We start from the raw sequence: 20,377 nt of genomic DNA, 5'->3' as shown, positions 1-20,377 counted from the left end.
AGCTTAATAAAGGAGAGTCGTAATGAGCAAAGTGCCTCAATCAGATGCATTGCTTTTTTCGGCTCTTTTTAATGACCGAGGAGTATTAGCTTCTTTAGTTGTTACACAAGTTATAGCTATTGTTTTAGCGTTTGCACCCAATGTAGAAGGTGATGTTTGGTTACGCCTTGGTGTAATCAGTTTGTTTTTGCATTTAACTGTACTATTTAGCTCTTCTTCTTTGTATTTTTGCAGATTCTTTTTACAGAAAAAAAATCAACCCATTCAGATTACCTCTTTCTTCACTGTTTTTATATTAAGTACTATTGTATTTAGTTTTTTGTATTCTTATATTGCTTTTGATATTAGAGCTGATGAACAGCTACTTTATTTTATTCTTCGTAACTGTATTATTGTATTTTTATTGGCTGCATTATTTGTTCAATTTTTATTAATTTATTTTGAAAAAGAACAACAAACAAAAGCACTTTCTCGTGCTGAGCTCGACGCATTACAAGCAAGAATACGACCTCATTTTTTATATAACAGTTTAAATACAGCAGCTGAGCTCACTCATCAAGATGCGAATGCTGCAGAGCAAGCTATATTAGCTTTAGCTGCTTTATCGCAAGCGGCAATGCGTTCAGGGCAGAGTGTGCCACTTGAGGATGAAATAGCGTTAAGTAAACAATATGTCTCACTTGAATCTTGGCGTTTTGGCAGTCGTTTAAAAGTTGACTGGCAAATACCAAATGAGTTACCAACACTTGCAATACCATGCTTAACGCTTCAGCCTTTAATTGAAAATGCAGTTTGTCATGGAGTTGAAACCAGCGAAGTTGGTGCGATAATTAAAGTTGAATTACATGTTACAACAGGCTATTTAACAATCATTGTCTCTAATCCTGTAACAGCCAGCGATGCAAAAACAAGGCCTAATAACGGGATGGCACTTGAAAACATTCGGCAACGTTTAAACATTTACTATGATAATAAAGCGCAATTAACGATTACTAACAAAAATGACGTATTTAGAGTAAAAGTTGTGATCCCAAAATATATTGAGAATACTTTTTGAATATACTTATTGTTGACGATGAGCCCCTTGCAAGGGCGCGCTTAAAAAGATTAATTGCTACAAATAAAAACATGACGGTTATCGCAGAGGCAAGCAATGGGAATGAAGCTTTAACACAGGTTAAAAAAGTAGTGCCAGACTTAGTGCTTTTAGATGTTGATATGCCAGGTATTAACGGTTTAGAGGTAGCTAAAGAACTTAATAAATTAATTATCCCACCGGCTATTATTTTTGTTACTGCTCATCCTGAGCATGCTTTAAATGCTATTCAGTTAAGTGCCGCTGGTTATTTAGTTAAGCCTATATCAGAGCAAGCATTGCAAACAGTACTTGAACAAGTGGGTCGTATAAATAAAGCACATTTACAAAAGCAGCAAGTTGCTAAAATAAGTTACCAACTTGCAGGTACACTAAAAAGTGTTGAAATGGACTCTATTTATTATTTCAATGCTGAAGAAAAGTACACAAAAATGGTATTTAAAGGCGCTGAAGCGCTTATTGAACAAAGCTTAAAACAGCTTGAAATACTATATCCTTCACTTGTTTTGCGTATCCATCGTAATACGCTGGTAAATAAGAGTAAAATTATAGCGGTGCATTCTCAAGGCAACGGTAATCATGTAATTCAATTACAAGGTTGCGATGAATTACTGCCAGTTAGTCGTCGAGAGCTCAAAACTGTTAAAAATGCGCTTTAAATAATATTTACTAAGCCTAACATTTAACTTTATGTAAGTACGACTAAGTAAAATCATTTTATTAACCGTTTATCAACAAATATAACCGTCTATCCTAATCTCACTTGAATCTACATTTTAATTGCTTAAACTTACAATCAGGTAATTTTTATTTGGTTTTTATATGCAATCTCATCATTTTAAAGTGCAAAAGGGCTTCACATTAATTGAAGTTCTTATTGCATTTATTATTCTCAGCTTTGGTTTATTAGGTGCTGTTGCGTTACAAGCAAAAGCAAAACAAGCTAGCTTTGACTCTATGCAGCGCGCCGCCGCAGTCGCTCTGGGAAATGACATTATTCAACGTATTCGTGCTAACGACACATCTCAGTTAGTTGCACATTATAAGAAAGACTTTACGAGTAAAACACCAGCAAGTTCGTCAACAACATGCTTTGGTAGTTCATGCAGTGCTGAGCAAATTGCTTTACTTGACCTTGAACAGTGGAAGCGTGCAATACAGGCTAGAAACAACACTGGCTCATTAGATGATGCAAATGTGTGTATTAATCCGGTTGCAGTGGCAAATTCTGGTGGTAAAGCTTTTAATATTGAAGTTATTGTGTCTTGGCAAGGTCGCCAAGAGTTTACTGCAAACGCAGACACTGGCGCAATAAGCTGTGGAACAGCTGATAACAAGCGTCGTTTAGTTGTTTTAACTAGTTATATTTATTTAAGGAGTTAGCATGAAACAAAAAGGTTTTACGCTTGTAGAGGTAATGATTTCGCTATTTATTGGCGGATTAGTGCTTGGCGGCGTCATGTTTACTTATATTGGTATGAAAGTAACAACCAAAGACACGATGACCATAGGTGAACTTCAAGAGTCGGGTCGTTTAGCTATAAATATTATGCAGCGTGATATTGAGCAAGTTGGCTTTTGGGGTACCTACTACGATGATTCATTTACTGCTATGAATACCACAACATTAGCTACACCAACAAATGATTGCTTTGAAGGGCTTAATAACGGCAGTTTTCCAGATTTAGCAAGTACCAGTAACTTTAGAACTTTATACGCAAAAACAGCCAATGGCGCGGATGAGCTTAGTTGTATTAATAACTCATTAATAGGTACTGATATTTTACAAGTAAAGTTTTTGCAAGGTGATCAGTTAACTGTTCAGGCTGGCAATAATGAAACACAAGATAGCCAAAATTACTTTGTTGCAGAGCAAGAGCAAGCTCGTTTTGTTCGAGGGATTGTTGATCCTGCATCGTTAAGCGTTAACGCAACAGTTTGGCCTTACAGCCACCATACGTATTATATTTCAGAGCAAACTTATCAAGTGAATAATAAAAGTTTAACCGTTCCTGCATTGATGCGTAATCGCCTAGTTAATGACGAAGTTAGGGCTGAGACGATCATGGAGGGGGTTGAAAATATGCGCTTTGTTTTTGGTCTAGATACTACAAATGATAGTCGAGTAGATACGTATAGAAGTATTGAAAATATGACTCCCAGCAACTGGGAAAATCGTAAAGGTATTTTAACTGTACAGGTGTTTTTATTAATTAGAGCATTACAACCAGATGCTGGTCTAAGTATTAAAAATCAAAAATATATACTTGGAGAAGATGCAAATAATCGTGAATTAACGTTTACAGATAACTTTAGACGTACCGTATTTACTACAACTATTCGCTTTAATAATATAGGGTCAAATCTGTGGAGCATTTAAATAAACAAGCAAAAAATCAACAAGGTGTAGTGCTTATCACTGCACTTATAATGGTTATAGCTGTAACAGGAATCGCTGTTACATTAATGAGTAGTAGCAGTATTGATGTGAAAATAACTAATGCAGCACAAGAACGTGAAGTAGCTGAAAACGAGCTTATAGGTGAAGTACAGCGAATGATCTCTGATGAGGCAACTAAAGGTGCTGCTAATCAGTTTTTTTTATCACCTGAAGAGGTAACCAAAATAGCTGCGGATAATAGCGGTATGCTCATTGCTGAACATAATGATATGAAAAGCAAAATGATAAATTTAAATAAGGGAATACTTGATTTAGAGTGCCCGCGTCGTTTTGCCAGTACTGCGGGTCTTGCATGTAATATGGTACAGGTATCAACTACTAAAAAATACGGTTCTAAAAGTAAGCATGAACTTACTATTGTTACCGGTGTAGCCCAAGAAATGGTGAGCGTAAACAAGGGGATTTAAGATGAAATTTAAATTTAATAAAGTGTTTGCCTCATTATTGGGATTAACACTGAGTATGTCAGCAGCCGCTGAAGATATAGAGCTTTATGTAAACCATGATGTAGAAACGGATGAAAAACCTCGTGTTTTAATGATATTCGATACATCGGGAAGTATGGATTGGAGTGTTATTAATGGTGATAATCAGGCCTGTTACACAAAGTATCAATATGAGGAAAGAACTGGACGGGGTAATAATAGGCAGACAGTTGTTCGAGATGGGTTCCAGCTGGTTACATGTTTTGCGAGTAAGGTTGAGTACAACGAATATAATGAGCAATGCTATATAGGCGAAAATGGTGTTGCAGTTGGGGATTGCCATGATAGAAGAATAGACGTCGCTAAAAGCGCGATGACACAATTAGTTAATGATAACGATGACATTGACTTTGGTTTAATGCGCTTTAAAGGTAATGACGGAGGATATGTAGTTGCTAAGGTTGGAGCTAGTAAGGAGAACCTTTTACAGGAAATTGATGATTTGCCTGCAAGTGGTTCAACACCAATAACAGAAACATTATGGGAAGCCTATTTGTATATTACGGGGCAAGTCCTTGATTATGGAAGGCTTTATAGCGAGCGAGATACAAGTGTAGATAATAACATAATTTACACATCACCTTTTGAACAAGGTACTGGTGAGCCATTACGCTGTGATAATTCAATCAACGTTATCATAATGACAGATGGTGATCCAACTAACGATGATGGGAGGGATACTGCCATTACAGCTGTTCATAATAGTCTTTTTACTGACAACATACCTTTTGAAAGTGGTAGATATGACGACAGTTATTTAGTAGCACTGGCTAAAATATTGCATGGAACGTCAGATACGCAAGTGGATTTGTATACGCCAACGAGTGATGTACTTGATACAGGGCGCCTTTACACTATTGGTTTTGGTACTGGTATGAGCCAAGGCGGAATTAATTTACTCGATAAAGCGGCAAGTGTAGGTGGCGGGCAATATATAGAAGCAAGAACTGCTGAAGCACTTTCAGAAGCACTAAAAAATACAATTTCACGAATTAGAGAAGTGAATGATAGTTTTTCATCGCCCTCAGTGGCGAGTAATAACGTAGATCAAACGCGAAGTCGTGATGCTGTTTATTTTGCTATGTTTTACCCTGAAACGGGGGCTCGCTGGCGGGGTAACTTAAAAAAATTAAAAGTTGTCGGTGAACAAATTGTAGATTCCACAGACACTCCCGCAATTAATAGTGATGGATTAATTGATGAAAATGCAAAAACATTTTGGTTACCAAGTGATGAGCCAGCAGATGGTAATTTAGTTGCGCAAGGCGGTGTGAATTTAAATTTAACCAATGCAGCATCAAGAAATTTATACACAGAAAAAGAAGGCTCAATAGTCACTTTTAATACATCGGTTGTTACTGATATTCTCGATTTAGTTGATAATAACCCAATTGCTCTTTCTAGCAATGATATTAAGTGGGCGATGGGAATTGACGTTGATGATGAAGATGGTGATGGTTCATTCGTTGACCAAAGAAAAGATATATTTGGTGATCCGCTTCACTCTAAACCATTAGCCATCGATTATGGTGGTGATGATGTTCGTATACTTATAGGTACTAATGCTGGCTTTTTACATATGTTTAAAGATAGCGGTAACACTGTGAGCGAAAGCTGGGCATTCATCCCCTCTGCTTTGTATGACATTATCGAACCTCTTCGTGAGAACCAAGTCGATACAAAAGTATATGGTATGGATGGTCCTATTAGTGTGTATTTTAGTGATAAAAGTTTAAATAATGACGGCTTAAACGATGGTGTAATTGATGCAAGCAGTGGTGATGACGTTTGGGCCTTTGCAGGAATGCGCAGAGGCGGCAAAAACTATTATGCATTAAATATTACCAACCCTAATGCACCAACTAAACTGTGGGATAAACCAATTGAAGGTGGTAAAGGTGATTTTGTAGAGCTTGCACAAACGTGGTCGAAGCCACAAATAGCTTATATTAAAGCCTTTGGTGATAAGCCATTATTAGTGTTTGGCGCAGGTTACGATACGAATAAAGATGAAGCAATACGCAGTGAGGATAATACTGGTCGAGGTGTTTATATTGTTGAAGCTGAAACGGGTAAATTAGTTTGGGCGTTAACACCTAACAGTAATGGCTTTGAAGGTCGACATAGTATTGCAGCAGACGTTACTACACTTGATTCTGATTATGATGGTTACATTGATCGTATTTATGCTGCCGATACAGGCGGAGATATTTGGCGAATTGATATGCCAGGAGAGTCAACTAGTGGGTTTAGTCATTTTAAGCTTGCTGAATTAGGGAGCAGTTCTGCGACAGAAGATAGGCGCTTTTTTTACAAACCACTTGTTGCTCGTACTACATTTAGTAAAGTTACCGAAACAGACATAAACGGCGAGAAGGTAACTACTCGTTTAGATACCCCTTATGATGCAATTGTTATTGGTAGTGGTAACCGCTCTAAACCAACAAGTACGAGCGAACAAAATCAATTATTTATGATTCGTGATGAAAATACAGTAACAAAATCATTTAAAGATAATAAGCCTGAACCGATTAAACCTGTCGATTTAATGCCTATGAACTCAGACCCCTTTGGTAATTCTTTAGATGACATTGATCAGTTTGTTGAGCTTGAAGCTGATTTGGCTGAATTCCAAGGTTGGCGATATGAGCTAGGTACTGGAGAAAAATCGTTAGCTGCGGCAACCGTTGTTGGTGGTGTTGCTTACTTTACTTCTTTTACGCCTGCATCAGATACCTCAACTGAGAATCAATGTTCACTTAGTGGTGGCGGTGGTTCGCTTTATGCTTTCCATTTACATTACGGAACGAAAGTATACGATTCACTTAGATTTACAACAAGTTATGATGTACCAGACACTCCTCAGTTATATTTTGGCTCTACTTGTGCAGATGCAAACGGCGATGGAAAGTGTGATGACGATGATTCAAAAGTACCTGAAAGTAAATTTTATTTTCCTGGTCCGCTAGTCGCAGGAGAACAAGAGCTTATGGTGCCTATCAAAGTTAATGGCCCTGGTTTAAAGGTTGTTGATGGAAAAATAAAGTTAGTAGATGATAATTCTGTTGGTTTTGGCTTTAGCACACAACAAACATACATTTATAAACGCGAAGAAAATGATGAAGTTCAAAATGATTAAAGAAGGGGCTGTTAAATGAGTAAACTACAACGAGGCTTTACATTAATTGAGCTGATGATAGCAGTCGCTATTGTCGGCATTTTAGCTGCAATAGCACTTCCTAATTATACTGAATATGTAAAACGAGCTGCGCGAGCAGAAGCTGCAGCGACTTTGTTAGATGCAGCTAATAAGCAAGAGCAATTTTTTGTTGATAACAGAGAATATACAGACGTACTTGCTAACTTGGGAATTACAGACACAACTGAAAATGGATATTTTAAACTCTCGGTAGTGTTAAACGCAGACAAAAACACATTCGTTTTTACCGCAACTGCAGACTCAGGTCCTGTTGCAGGTGACGGTGACTGCACAACTTTAACAATTACAGATATTGGCTTAAAGGGCTCAACAGGCTCTAAAGACAAAGCCTACTGTTGGAGTAGATGATTTTATTCCTGGCATTTATCTGTTGATTTAATGCGTATTCTGCCAGTTTGACTTACAGACAAAGCCAACCCTTCGAGGTTGGTTTTTTCGTTTGGGCAATATATAAAAGTGCCATTTTGAAAACCATTTAATGACCCATCTGGGCGAAATGTAATTGCATTTCTAGGGTATTCTAAACTGTCAGCATCGTGTACTTTTTCGAATGTACTTATAAGTAGTTCATCGTCATCCAATGTGGTTGATTTATTTTTATCTATGAAGAGTGACATTTGAGCACCCCATTCATCGTTTGTACATTGGCTATTTTTTAATGCGCAGAGTGTAACGTAGGTGCCATTTTCAATTGCGTATAATCGACCATAGGTGATATTTCGGTGAAGGAGGTTTACATGGTTATCTAATCTGTTTTTAGCTAAAAAATCAGAGTAAAACCACATCGATATTTGGCTAATAATACTGACAATGGCAAGAGAAACCATTAATTCAATAAGGGTAACACCTTTGCTTTTTAATATTGATAACCTCATCCTTGAAGACCTGAGTTAATAAATGATTAACTCAGTCTAGTAAATGATACAAATATGACAAGATGAAATTGTGTGTTTTTTAACCGCATGTTTCGTCGGTATCACCAAGATAAAAAGCGGTTCCTGATACAGATACGCTAAGTGCTTTGTTATTTTCATTATCACTATTGGGGCAATATACAAAGCCCGTAAAGTTACCTGAGCCAGCTAAACTTGTTGTAATACGACCACTCGTATTAAATCGAAGGCTATTATTACCAGAGAATTTTATTTTGTCACTAGACGGAGTTTCTGACATTACGCGTAATAGACTATCGTTTGCGCTTTTATAAGTACCATCATTATTTGTATCTATAAATAAAATAACGGTATTAGTTGAGTCCCATTCGCTTTGACATTCGAGGCTTGTGCTATCACTTGTAACTGTATTGGGTGCTGGGCAAATTACAACTATTTCATCAGTACTTGCAGCTTGTGCACGAGCGTAGCTAATATTTCTTTTTAATTCTAATAAAAAGTTTTCAGCACGGTTTTCTTCTAACATGTCGCTGCTATTCCAAATAGCGATAGAAGCAACGATACCAACGATAGCAACAGTTACCATAAGTTCTAAAATAGTAAATCCATTGTGTTTATTTTTCATATTTATTCTCATTTGCTGCAGTAATTTAAGTATAGTTATTTTTATGGTGATAATTATACCATGACTGATTGTTTTATCACCGCAATTCAATTGCTTTGTTTGCTATGAGCCTTATGATTGTCTAAAATCGAGACAACTGAAGCTTTAGAAAGTAATTAATATGAAAAAAATAGAAGCCATCATCAAACCTTTTAAATTAGACGATGTTCGTGAAGCATTATCTGAAGTCGGCATTAACGGCATGACTGTAAGCGAAGTTAAAGGTTTTGGACGTCAAAAAGGTCATACAGAGCTATATCGTGGTGCTGAGTACATGGTCGATTTTTTACCAAAGGTGAAATTAGATATTGTACTAAGTGATGAAGATGTTGAGCGTGCAATTGAAGTGATTGTAAAAACAGCACAAACAGGAAAAATTGGCGATGGTAAAATATTCGTCACTGATGTAGAGCGCGTAATACGTATTCGTACAGCAGAAGAAGACGAAGAGGCTATTTAAATTGTGAGTTATTTACTCATACATTCTAGATAGTAAAAAGGCGCTTGTTTAACAAGCGCCTTTTTAGTTTATTATTTTCTATTATTTAGTCTTCGTGTTTGTTTTGCGTGTTCGCTTAGCTCGGTTAAGCCTAACTTATCGTAGCTTTTTACCATCATATCTAGTGCTGGGTCTAAGTAACTACTTTGCGAATAATGCTCAACAACAAACTTACCACGGTTAGCTGCAGCTAAATAAGCTTCACGTTCATAATAATAGGTTGCTACTTTTAGCTCATAACGTGCCATTCGATTTAAAAGCCAAACTAAACGACGTTTTGCCTCAGGTGCGTAATCGCTTTTAGGAAAACGCTTAACAAGAGTTGATAAATCAGTAAATGCAACACGTGTACGGTTTGCATCTCTATCAGCTCTATCTACACCAAAGTATTCTTGGAATGCATTTTTATCAGCTTTAATATTTACTAAGCCACGCATGTAATACATGTAATCCAAATCTTTATGATTTGGATTTAGACGTATAAAACGGTCTACTGTCGCTAATGCTTGCTCAGTATTTCCTGATTGGTAATGTGCATACACTAAATCCATTTGTACTTGCTTAGAGAACGGTCCAAATGGGTAACGAGAGTCTATTGCACTTAAAAGTTCAATTGCGCGTGCGTATAAACCAGAATCTAATGTTTCTTTTGCGTCTTCATACAAAGCTTGTGCAGAGCGATTTGGTACGCGTTGAATATCTTCTTGGTCAGGTGCTGATGAACAAGCACCTAAACTAAGTACAGAAACTGAAAAAACAATGGCAAATGCACGTTTCCCTATTTTATTTATCATTTTATTTGTTACCTTCGATGTCTTCGGCTAGGCCAAGTCGGTAAAACCGAGTAAACTATGCGTATTATATTATGCTTTTATTAAAAGCGATTCTAACCCAGTCGAGCAAAGCTTGCACTGGTAAATTGGGTAAAGTTACTAATGTCAGAGAAAATTTCTCTTCAAGCCGAAGTCTCAACAGACTTAGGTGGTAAACGTCTAGACCAAGTATTAGCACAATTGTTCCCTGATTATTCACGTTCACGTATAAAAACGTGGATTTTGGATGATAAAGTAACCGTTGATGGTGAAATGTTAAACACTCCACGTGCCAAGTTACTTGGTGGTGAGCTTCTTAATATTGAGACAACAATTGAAGCCCCACGTGAATATGAAGCACAAGATATCAAATTAAACATCGTTTATGAAGACGATGATATTTTAGTTATTAATAAGCCAATGGGTTTAGTAGTTCACCCTGGTGCAGGTAATCCAAATGGAACAGTGCTAAATGCGCTTTTACATTATTACCCAGAAATTATTAATGTACCGCGTGCAGGTATTGTTCACAGACTTGATAAAGATACGACTGGATTAATGGTTGTAGCTAAAACAATTCCGGCGCAAACACATTTAGTGACTGCGTTACAAAAACGCGAAAACTTTACGCGTGAATATGAAGCACTTTGCAATGGAACAATGACTGCCGGTGGTATGGTTGAAAAACCAATTGGTCGTCATCCTACTCAACGTACTCATATGGCAGTGCATGAAATGGGTAAGCCTGCAATTACACATTATCGAGTAGCTGAAAAGTTTCGCGCTCACACGCGTTTGCGCTTACGTTTAGAGACTGGTCGTACACACCAAATTCGAGTGCATATGGCTCATTTGAATCATCCGCTAATTGGTGATCAATCGTATGGAGGTCGTCCGCGCCCACCCAAAGGTGCAACACCTGAGTTGTTTGAGTTACTTCGCAGCTTTAGACGCCAAGCATTACATGCAGTAAAATTAAGTATTGCTCACCCAATTACAGGTGAAATGATGACATGGCAAGCACCTATACCAGATGATATGGTAGCGATGACACTTGCACTTCGTGAAGATACGAAAGCCAATCCTAATATCGATTATTAATGCAGTTGTTGTCAGCAACATGGCAAAATCTTCACAATGTGGGTACGTTAAGTACCACATGTGAAGGTGGCGTTTCAGAGGGACCGTTTAAAAGTTTAAACTTAGGGCTCCACGTTGGTGATAACCCACAAAATGTTTTAAAAAATCGCTCTTTATTAAATACCTTTATTCCAAAACAAGCTGTGTGGATAGACCAAGTTCACAGTGCAGATGTATTAATTGTCGATGAGTCGTTTGATTACACTGCAACTCATACAGGCGATGCACTTTACACAAAACTCTCTAACCAACCTTTAGCAATTATGACCGCTGATTGTTTACCTATTTTACTTGCCAGTAATGATGGTAAAGAAGTAGCTGCTATTCATGGTGGATGGCGAGGTTTGGAGCGGGGAATAATTGAAAATACATTTAATTGTTTTAGTGCTAAATGTGAGCATATTAATGCATGGTTAGGCCCAGCCATTGGTCCTAGCCAATTTGAAGTGGGGGCAGATGTTTTTGAACTATTTAAGGCAAAAAGCCCTTTATTCGAAGTTGCTTTTAAACCACAAGCTAATCAGAAGTTTCTAGCTGATATTTATGCTATAGCACGCATTTTATTAAACCAATTAGGAATTAAAAATATTACTGGAGGAGAGTATTGCACTGTTTCTCAGCATCAGTTGTTTTTTTCTTATAGGAGAGACGGACAAACCGGACGTATGGGAACTTTGATCTGGCGCAAGTAATTTTTCGTTATACTGATTATATTTTCTCCAGCACCTTGAACAAACACCTAAACATACCCATTAATTAAGTAATTCGTTATTTATTAAATAGGTAAACCCCAATGCGTTTAGATCGATTTACAAGTAAATTTCAATCTGCGCTTTCTGATGCGCAATCTTTGGCTCTTGGCCGCGATCATCAATTTATAGAACCAGTTCATTTAATGTACTCACTACTTCAGCAAAGTGGCTCAAGTGTGCGCGCGTTGTTTGCCCAAACAGGTGTTAGTGCTGATGAACTCAATACTAAATTATCACAAGAAATAGAAAAGCTTTTTAAGGTAGAGGGAGTCGGCGGCGATGTGCAGTTGTCGAATAATATGGCTTCACTTATCAATTTATGTGATAAATACGCTCAAAAACGCAAAGACAAATATATATCAAGTGAACTGTTTGTTCTTGCTGCGTGCGATGATAAAGGTCCGCTTGGTAATATATTCAGATCATTAAATATTACCTCCACTAAAATTGAGAGCGCGATTAAGGCGATTCGTGGTGGTCAAAAGGTAGATGACCCAAATGCAGAAGAAACACGTCAAGCACTTGAAAAATTTACTATAGATTTGACTGAGCGCGCAGAGCAGGGGAAGTTAGACCCTGTTATTGGACGTGATGATGAAATTCGCCGAACAATTCAAGTTTTACAGCGTCGAACTAAAAATAATCCGGTATTAATAGGTGAACCTGGTGTTGGTAAAACAGCGATTGCAGAAGGGTTAGCACAACGTATTATTAATGGGGAAGTACCTGAAGGTCTAAAAAACAAACGCGTACTATCACTCGATTTAGGTGCATTAGTTGCCGGTGCAAAATACCGTGGCGAGTTTGAAGAGCGTTTAAAATCAGTATTGAATGAACTGGCGAAAGAAGAAGGCCAAGTGATTTTATTTATTGACGAAATTCATACGATTGTTGGCGCAGGTAAAAGCGAAGGGGCAATGGATGCCGGCAATATGTTAAAGCCAGCTCTAGCACGCGGTGAGTTACATTGCGTAGGTGCAACAACTCTTGATGAATACCGTAAATATATAGAGAAGGACGCAGCACTAGAGCGACGTTTTCAAAAGGTATTAATTGAAGAACCTTCAGTTGAAGATACCATTGCAATTTTGCGAGGGCTAAAAGAGCGTTACGAGCTACACCATTCAGTAGAAATTACCGATCCTGCTATTGTGGCNGTTACATTAGTGACCGTCAGTTACCTGACAAAGCGATTGATTTAATTGACGAGGCTGGTTCATCTATTCGCTTACAAATAGACTCTAAACCAGAGTCTTTAGATAAGCTCGAGCGCCGTATCATTCAATTAAAACTTGAAGATAACGCACTCGCTAAAGAAAAAGACGAAGCGAGTCAAAAACGTCGTAGCGAAATGCAAGAGTTAATTGCCGACCTTGAAATGGAATACCGTGAGCTTGACGAAGTATGGAATGCAGAGAAGGCTTCATTGCAAGGCACTCAAGTTATTAAAGCTGAGCTTGAGCAAGCAAGGCTAGATTTAGATGTAGCACGCAGAGCAAGCGATTTACAACGTATGTCAGAGCTACAATATGGTCGAATTCCTGAATTGGAGCGTAAGCTCGATTTGGCTTCACAAGCCGAAATGCAAGAAATGACCTTACTTAAAAACCAAGTGGGTGAAGACGAAATAGCTGAAATACTATCGCGTTGGACTGGTATTCCTGTTGCACGTATGCTGCAAGGTGAGCGCGAAAAACTATTGCAAATGGAAGATCAGCTGCACAGTAAAGTTATTGGTCAAGATGAAGCTGTTGTTGCCGTTTCTAACGCAATACGACGCTCACGTGCCGGGCTTGCTGATCCTAATCGTCCTATTGGTTCATTTTTGTTTTTAGGCCCAACAGGGGTGGGTAAAACAGAGCTGACTAAAGCTTTAGCTGGTTTTATGTTTGATACTGAAGATGCGATGGTACGCATCGATATGTCTGAATTTATGGAAAAACATTCGGTTGCACGTTTAGTTGGTGCGCCTCCAGGTTACGTTGGTTACGAAGAAGGCGGTTATTTAACCGAAGCAGTTCGTCGCAAACCTTATTCAGTCATTTTGCTTGATGAAATAGAAAAAGCACATCCTGATGTTTTTAATATTTTACTGCAAGTATTAGACGATGGTCGTTTAACTGATGGACAAGGTCGGACTGTCGACTTTAAAAATACAGTTATTATTATGACTTCAAATTTAGGCTCAGACATCATTCAAGAACAAGCGGGTAATAATGATTATGCAACGCTTAAAACAAAAGTGATGGAAGTATTAATAAACGAATTTAGACCTGAATTTATTAACCGTATTGACGAAACCGTGGTTTTCCATCCATTAGCAAACAATCACATAAAAGAGATTGCTGATATTCAACTGATGAAGTTACGTGAGCGGTTAACTGAGATGGGGTACTTGCTCGATATTAGTGATGCGGCACTTGAGCGAATTGCAGCGAGTGGTTTTGATCCCGTTTATGGTGCTCGCCCACTTAAGCGTGCTATTCAGCAAACGATTGAAAACCCGTTAGCACAAAAGCTACTCAATGGTGATTATTTACCAGGTAGCGTTATTGCTATTGACGCAGATGATAATGGATTACTATTTGCCAGCCGATAGCTATTAACCAAGTCGTTTAAACGAAAAGCCGCTAAAAATAGCGGCTTTTTAATGTTTATTAAACTCTAAAGGTCAGTAGTAAATCATTTACTTTACGAGAGCCTTCAACAAGTTCAGCCGACCCTTTAGCCACATTAAAGCTTAGGCTTAAATTACTGTCACCAAGTTCTTTGATTTGTGTAACATTAGCGCCAATGTCGCTACTAACCACCTGCTGTTGTTCTGCAGCAGTCGATATTTGAGTGGCAAGCTGTGATATTTCACTTATCTGAATAAAAATATCGTCAAGTGCAACTTGAGTTTGAGTTGTTGTACTTACACAATTATCAGCTTGATTTTTTGTGTTCTGCATTATTTTAGACCAATCAAATAAAGTACTTTGAATTTCTTTAATGGAACTATGAATTTGTGCAGTAGCATTTTGAGTTCTTGATGATAAAGCTCTAACTTCATCTGCAACGACGGCAAAGCCACGACCATGTTCGCCAGCACGAGCAGCCTCAATTGCAGCATTTAGTGCGAGTAAGTTAGTTTGATCGGCAATGCCTTCAATTTCACTCATTACCTGACCTATTTTATCAGCTTCTGACGCTAGGCTACTTGCGGTTGTAGCCGCTTGATCTACCTGACTGGCTAAATCAGACACCATTGAGCTGTTATCAGCTATATGCTGTTTTATATTAGAGCAACTTTTATGTGTAACATTTACTTTATCAGCAGTGTGATGAGTGTTATTAGATATTTCGCCAATTGTTGAACTCATCTGTGCCATAGCTGACGCTATTTGTTCTAGGCGTTCACTTTGTGAAGCAATGCCTTTTTCAGTTAATGTTGATTGCTCATCCAAGTGTGTCGCAATATTATTAAAGCTCAGTGTTGAATCTTGCACGCGACCAAGCACAGTTCGTAATTTGGCACTAAGCATTTGCTCCCTATAGTCACTGATACTATGAGGATTACTTCCGCTGTATATATAGCGCGAAACTGAATCAGATTTAGCTTTTTGCTTTTTTAATATTTTAGGGGTTTCAATCAATTCATCGTAATTAAATGTAATAACAAAAATGCAAACTAATAAATTAATTAGTGCTATAGCCAAAGAGCTTAATAGAGCAATTGCGATCAACCAAATTAATATGCCAATAATAGTAATGCTTTGCCTTACATGTGTTCTTTCTCGAAAATTATATAATGACTTACCTTTATTTAATTTATTATAAAGAGTTTGCGCATGTTGTTTTAGTTGCTGACTCGCTTTAGTTCTTACTGATTGATAACCAATTAATTGACCATGCTCAAAAATAGGCGTTACGAATGCATCAACCCAATAATAGCGTCCGTCTTTGCAGCGGTTTTTTACCATTCCACGCCAAGAATGACCTTGTTTTAAGGTAGCCCACATTTCTTTAAATGCAGCTTTGGGCATGTCAGGATGGCGCACAATACTGTGGTTTTCTCCAATGAGTTCTTGTGCGCTATATCCTGCAATATCGCAAAATTCATGGTTTACGTAAGTAATTACACCTTTAAGATCGGTTGTTGAGACGAGTTGTTGTGATTCATCAAAGAGAACCTCTTCATTTTTTAAGCTTTTATTACTGCTCACTGTATTTACTGCCATCCTTTATAGTTGGCGCTATTATATTGTTTACTAAGTACAAAGCAAAAAAATGGGCTGCTCTATAAGTACTTACAATTAAAACTTTACATTTTTATGATCTATATCAAGTGTTTTGATAATAAACTCTGATTAGTTGAAAGTGTCATGAATCTTTTTTATATAAAGGTCGGTCTATTGGTTTACTGAATTTAATACTTATGTATGCCGCAGATTAAGTATTTAATAAATTACACGCGCAAAGCAATTGTATAATGTTAAGAGCAATGGCAAGATTACGGTCTATAGTATGATGTTGGTCGTATCAGCTTATGTTCAAAGCAGGGCATGCAGCTATTAATCAAAAAAATTACATTGTTCTTAGCAATTTAATCTTGAGTAATAAGTGATTAGCCCCCATAACCCTATGATTAAGCCACGTGGCCCGAGGAAGCATTTTTTGACAACACATGATCTAACAAACGCACTTAACGCGTTATCAGCAGATGAGCACCAATACGCAGTTAAAGGCATTAAACGTGGCATTGAGCGAGAGTCGCTAAGAATACAAGGCAGTGGGGCTATTTCTGCTCAAGGGCATCCGAAAGGGGTGGGAAGTGCATTAACTAATGGGCATATCACAACAGATTTCTCCGAGTCTTTACTTGAATTTATTACTCCTGTTAGTGAATCATCTACACAAACTATTAAGCAATTAAAAGACCTGCAAAAGTTTACTCTTGAAAAAATGGGTGATGAGTTACTTTGGCCTATCAGTATGCCGTGCTTTATAGAGCATCAAGATGACATAGTATTAGCTCAATTTGGTAGTTCTAATACAGGTAAAATGAAAACACTATACCGCGAAGGTTTAAAAAATCGCTACGGTAGTATGATGCAGGCAATTGCTGGCGTACATTTTAATATTTCATTTCCAGAAACGTTGTGGCAATCGCTGCATTCATTAAAGAAAAGTGACGCAACATTACAAGATTTCATTTCAGACGGTTACTTGGGCCTTATTCGTAATTTTAAACGCGAATTATGGCTGATTAGCTATTTATTTGGTGCATCACCAGCGTTATGTAACTCATTTTTACAAGGTCGAAAAACCGATCTGCCATTTAAAAAGCTCGGTAAAGGTACCCTTTATTTAGAAGTAGGCACAGCTCTACGACTGGGTAATTTAGGTTATACAAATAGTGCTCAATCTTCATTGCGTGTAATGTACAACTCGCTTGATGAATATGTAGTTGGGCTAAAAAAAGCAATTAATACACCTTCAGAAATTTATGGTGATATTGATGACTATACTAGTGCTAACCCTAAACAGCTTAATAAAAACATTCTGCAAATAGAGAATGAATTTTACTCACCAGTTCGCCCTAAGCGAAATGCAAAAAATGGTGAAACACCTACAGACGCATTACTTAGAGCCGGTATTGAGTACGTTGAAATTCGTGCATTAGACGTAAACCCGTTTAGCGAAGTTGGTATTGATATAGAGCAAATTCACTTTTTGGATGTATTCTTAACGTATTGTTTATTAAAAGATTCAATGCCAATGGATTGGAAAGAACAAGCGCGCAGTACTGAAAATCTTGATACCGTTGTAAATCAAGGTCGAGAAGAAGGCTTGATGCTGAATTTTAATGACCAACCTCGTAGCCTTCAATCGTGGGGTGATGAAATATTTGATCAACTGCGCGATGTAGCTAAATGGATGGATAGCGCTTATGGCGTTACTTATTATTCAAGTACGATAGAGCGAATGGCAACGTGGATACATAATCCTGTACTCACTTATTCTGGTCGTTATGTTAGTGAGCTAAAAGAATCTGGTTTAGATAATGGGCACTTTGCATTAGCATTAGCTAATAAGTACAAGCAAAGCCATCAAGAAGCTGATTATAGTGAGTTTTTAAAACCATGGCTTGAACAGCAAGTAGTTAAATCGAATGAGGCGCAAGTAGCAATTGAGCAAGCAGACACACAATCGTTTACAGCATTCTTAGATACGTACTTTAGTCGTAAATAATTTAAACGCTAATTAAGTTCAAAGCAAAAAAAACGCAGCCCAAGATGGCTGCGTAAATATTCTTCAGGGATGAAACAATGCTGTACTGCTGCATTATGAAATCAGACCCACACTTTTTATAAAAGTTCAGTGAGATCTAAAAAATATGAAAAAAAATGCAATTATTTTATCTCTAGCTCTCACTTTAGCCGGTTGTGCTACAGCTCCTCCTAAGCAACCTGATGATATTTGTAAGATTTTTGAAGAAAAATCTAGCTGGTACTTTGATGCAAAAAACGCCCAAGAAAAGTGGGGTTCACCTAAGCACGTACTTATGAGCATGATGTATCAAGAAAGCTCGTTTAGACATGATGCCGCACCACCAATGGAGTATTTTTTATGGATAATACCAACAGGACGCGCAAGTGATGCTTATGGTTACTCACAGGCAAAAACACCCACATGGTCAGACTATATTCGCGAAACAGGTAACAATGGTGCCGACAGAGACGATTTTGATGATGCAATAGACTTTATGGCATGGTTTGTTTATAAAACGCATAAAGTAAATGCAGTTTCTAAATGGGATGCTTACTCGCAATACCTTAATTATCATGAAGGGTGGGGCGGATATAAACGTGGTACATATAAAAAGAAAAAATGGTTGATGAGCGTTGCTAATAAAGTTAAACATCGTGCAAGTCGTTATGGAGCGCAGCTTAAGCGTTGTGAGGAATCATTAGATAAAGGTTGGTTAGAGCGTTTATTTAGTTAGCTTTATAAATAGCTGTTAGTAAAAAAGGAGCCATTGGGCTCCTTTTTTAGTTTTAATGCTTTCGTTTATTGGGCAGTATTTTAACTTGTTTTATCATGTTCTCTTTTACTTCGAGTACTTCAACAGGATAACCCGCAATACGTAAACTGATATTAGCATCAGGGATGTTTTCTAGGTATTCAATAATTAGTCCGCTAAGTGTTTTAGGCCCATCAAGTGGGAAATCCCAGCCCATCTCTTTATTTAAATCACGAACGTTTGCACCGCCATCAACAATACACGAACCATCTGTTTGAGTTGTAACTTCTTCACTAGGTGTACGTGTTTGCGTTGTTGTGAAATCGCCTACCACTTCTTCCAAAATATCTTCGAGTGTTACAAGACCTTGAATGTCACCATATTCATCAACAACTAAGCCAATACGTTCTTTGGATTGTTGAAACTTTAATAGCTGGGTGTTTAGTGACGTACCTTCTGGGATAAAGTAAATCTCACGTACGGCACGTAGTAACGAAGGCTTATCAAATTGCTCTTTTGTAAGTAAACGAAGTGCGTCGCGTGAGTGAATGAAACCTACAGCATCATCAATATTATCTCGGTAGAGTAATACACGAGTGTGTTGTGAGTATGTAAGTTGTCTGCTAATTAATTTCCATTCATCGTTAATATCTATCGCCACAATTTCATTACGCGGGATCATAATATCTTCAACGGTTACTTGTTCTAAATCTAAAATCGAAGTTAGCATGCTTTGATGGCGAGCAGGAAGTAGGGCACCTGATTCGTTAACCACTGTTTTTAATTCTTCTTTACTTAAGCTGTGCTCTTCTATTTGTGCTGTTGTTATACCAAACAATCGTAATAAACCATTCGTTAACCAGTTAATAATAAGCACAAATGGGAATAATATTTTTAATAGACCTTTTAAAACAACAGAGCTTGGAAATGCCACCTTTTCAGGGTACAAAGCTGCAAGTGTTTTTGGTGTTACCTCAGCAAATATAAGTATAACGAGAGTTAATACCCCGGTCGCAATAGCAATACCTAAATCACCATACAAACGAATACCAATAATAGTAGCTACTTGAGCTGCAGCAATATTGACTAAGTTGTTACCAATTAATATTAAACCTATAAGCCTATCCGGACGGCTAAGTAGTTTACTGACTCGTTTAGCTGCACGATGATCTTGTTTAGCAAGATGTCGCAGACGTATACGATTGATTGACATGATTCCGGTTTCTGAACCCGAAAAATAAGCAGAAAAAAGCACCAATAAACCTAAGATGATAAACAGGGTACTTGTCGATATGTCGTCCAACGATGGATCCTTTTCTTATAAATCAATGCGTATTAAGCTAGAGTGA

17 protein-coding genes and 1 pseudogene are annotated in these 20,377 nt (G+C 37.7%); 13 read left to right on the top strand and 5 right to left on the bottom strand.

Annotation, left to right across the window (positions count from 1 at the left end):
* Positions 1 to 22: 22 nt before the first annotated feature.
* From L647_RS0105045 to L647_RS0105015, 7 genes are all read left to right on the top strand, one after another.
* The gene (locus L647_RS0105045) at positions 23 to 1,057 is read left to right on the top strand and encodes a histidine kinase (RefSeq protein WP_024610218.1); all 1,035 of its coding nucleotides are present in this window, start codon (positions 23 to 25) and stop codon (positions 1,055 to 1,057) included.
* Positions 1,054 to 1,755, top strand: a complete 702-nt coding sequence (locus L647_RS0105040; protein WP_024610217.1) for a LytTR family DNA-binding domain-containing protein — start codon at positions 1,054 to 1,056, stop codon at positions 1,753 to 1,755. Before L647_RS0105045 ends, L647_RS0105040 begins: the two co-directional genes overlap by 4 nt.
* Before the next feature lie 163 nt (positions 1,756 to 1,918).
* Positions 1,919 to 2,479 (top strand): type IV pilus modification protein PilV, encoded by a 561-nt coding sequence (gene pilV, locus L647_RS0105035; RefSeq protein WP_024610216.1) that lies wholly within the window; start codon positions 1,919 to 1,921, stop codon positions 2,477 to 2,479.
* 1 nt (position 2,480) lies between these two features.
* Positions 2,481 to 3,476 carry a PilW family protein gene (locus L647_RS0105030; RefSeq protein ID WP_024610215.1) on the top strand — a complete coding sequence of 332 codons (996 nt, stop codon included), beginning with the start codon at positions 2,481 to 2,483 and terminating at the stop codon, positions 3,474 to 3,476.
* Between the two features lie 50 nt (positions 3,477 to 3,526).
* A complete protein-coding gene (locus L647_RS0105025) occupies positions 3,527 to 3,964 on the top strand; it encodes a pilus assembly protein PilX (RefSeq protein ID WP_253948833.1) in 438 nt (145 codons plus the stop codon).
* 1 nt (position 3,965) lies between these two features.
* The gene (locus L647_RS0105020; protein WP_024610213.1) at positions 3,966 to 7,181 is read left to right on the top strand and encodes a PilC/PilY family type IV pilus protein; all 3,216 of its coding nucleotides are present in this window, start codon (positions 3,966 to 3,968) and stop codon (positions 7,179 to 7,181) included.
* 15 nt (positions 7,182 to 7,196) lie between these two features.
* Positions 7,197 to 7,610: a type IV pilin protein gene (locus L647_RS0105015; RefSeq protein ID WP_024610212.1), complete on the top strand. Its 414-nt coding sequence runs from the start codon at positions 7,197 to 7,199 to the stop codon at positions 7,608 to 7,610.
* Positions 7,611 to 7,612: 2 nt separating this feature from the next.
* Here L647_RS0105015 and L647_RS0105010 read toward each other — a convergent pair whose 3' ends face one another.
* Entirely contained in the window at positions 7,613 to 8,137 is a 525-nt protein-coding gene (locus L647_RS0105010; protein WP_024610211.1) for a GspH/FimT family pseudopilin, read from the bottom strand.
* Between the two features lie 79 nt (positions 8,138 to 8,216).
* A complete protein-coding gene (locus L647_RS0105005; RefSeq protein ID WP_024610210.1) occupies positions 8,217 to 8,780 on the bottom strand; it encodes a GspH/FimT family pseudopilin in 564 nt (187 codons plus the stop codon).
* Between the two features lie 160 nt (positions 8,781 to 8,940).
* Between L647_RS0105005 and glnB the strand changes: the two genes are divergently transcribed.
* A complete protein-coding gene (glnB, locus tag L647_RS0105000; protein WP_024610209.1) occupies positions 8,941 to 9,279 on the top strand; it encodes a nitrogen regulatory protein P-II in 339 nt (112 codons plus the stop codon).
* 71 nt (positions 9,280 to 9,350) lie between these two features.
* Here the strand turns inward: glnB and L647_RS0104995 are convergent, their stop codons facing one another.
* Complete coding sequence (locus L647_RS0104995) at positions 9,351 to 10,112, bottom strand: outer membrane protein assembly factor BamD (RefSeq protein ID WP_024610208.1); 762 nt, start codon at positions 10,110 to 10,112, stop codon at positions 9,351 to 9,353.
* Between the two features lie 141 nt (positions 10,113 to 10,253).
* Here L647_RS0104995 and rluD point away from each other — a divergent pair, with 141 nt between their 5' ends.
* From rluD to clpB, 3 genes and pseudogenes are all read left to right on the top strand, one after another.
* Positions 10,254 to 11,231: a 23S rRNA pseudouridine(1911/1915/1917) synthase RluD gene (gene rluD, locus L647_RS0104990; RefSeq protein WP_024610207.1), complete on the top strand. Its 978-nt coding sequence runs from the start codon at positions 10,254 to 10,256 to the stop codon at positions 11,229 to 11,231.
* On the top strand, positions 11,231 to 11,962 hold the full coding sequence (gene pgeF, locus L647_RS0104985; RefSeq protein WP_024610206.1) for a peptidoglycan editing factor PgeF: 732 nt from the start codon (positions 11,231 to 11,233) through the stop codon (positions 11,960 to 11,962). Before rluD ends, pgeF begins: the two co-directional genes overlap by 1 nt.
* 101 nt (positions 11,963 to 12,063) lie before the next feature.
* Positions 12,064 to 14,621, top strand: a pseudogene (gene clpB, locus L647_RS01000000123670) (ATP-dependent chaperone ClpB).
* Between the two features lie 58 nt (positions 14,622 to 14,679).
* Here the strand turns inward: clpB and L647_RS0104975 are convergent.
* Positions 14,680 to 16,227 (bottom strand): PAS domain-containing methyl-accepting chemotaxis protein, encoded by a 1,548-nt coding sequence (locus tag L647_RS0104975; protein WP_024610205.1) that lies wholly within the window; start codon positions 16,225 to 16,227, stop codon positions 14,680 to 14,682.
* A 451-nt stretch (positions 16,228 to 16,678) separates the two neighbouring features.
* Here L647_RS0104975 and gshA point away from each other — a divergent pair, with 451 nt between their 5' ends.
* Positions 16,679 to 18,256: a glutamate--cysteine ligase gene (gshA, locus tag L647_RS0104970; protein ID WP_024610204.1), complete on the top strand. Its 1,578-nt coding sequence runs from the start codon at positions 16,679 to 16,681 to the stop codon at positions 18,254 to 18,256.
* 145 nt (positions 18,257 to 18,401) lie between these two features.
* Entirely contained in the window at positions 18,402 to 19,010 is a 609-nt protein-coding gene (locus L647_RS0104965) for a hypothetical protein (RefSeq protein WP_024610203.1), read from the top strand.
* Between the two features lie 52 nt (positions 19,011 to 19,062).
* Here L647_RS0104965 and L647_RS0104960 read toward each other — a convergent pair whose 3' ends face one another.
* On the bottom strand, positions 19,063 to 20,331 hold the full coding sequence (locus L647_RS0104960) for a CNNM domain-containing protein (protein ID WP_024610202.1): 1,269 nt from the start codon (positions 20,329 to 20,331) through the stop codon (positions 19,063 to 19,065).
* Between the last annotated feature and the right edge of the window lie 46 nt (positions 20,332 to 20,377).

It is taken from the genome of Pseudoalteromonas sp. TB64 (assembly GCF_000498095.1).
Classification (GTDB): domain Bacteria; phylum Pseudomonadota; class Gammaproteobacteria; order Enterobacterales; family Alteromonadaceae; genus Pseudoalteromonas.
Note: the sequence above shows the minus strand (reverse complement) of the source record. Positions and strands in the feature narration are given on the sequence as shown.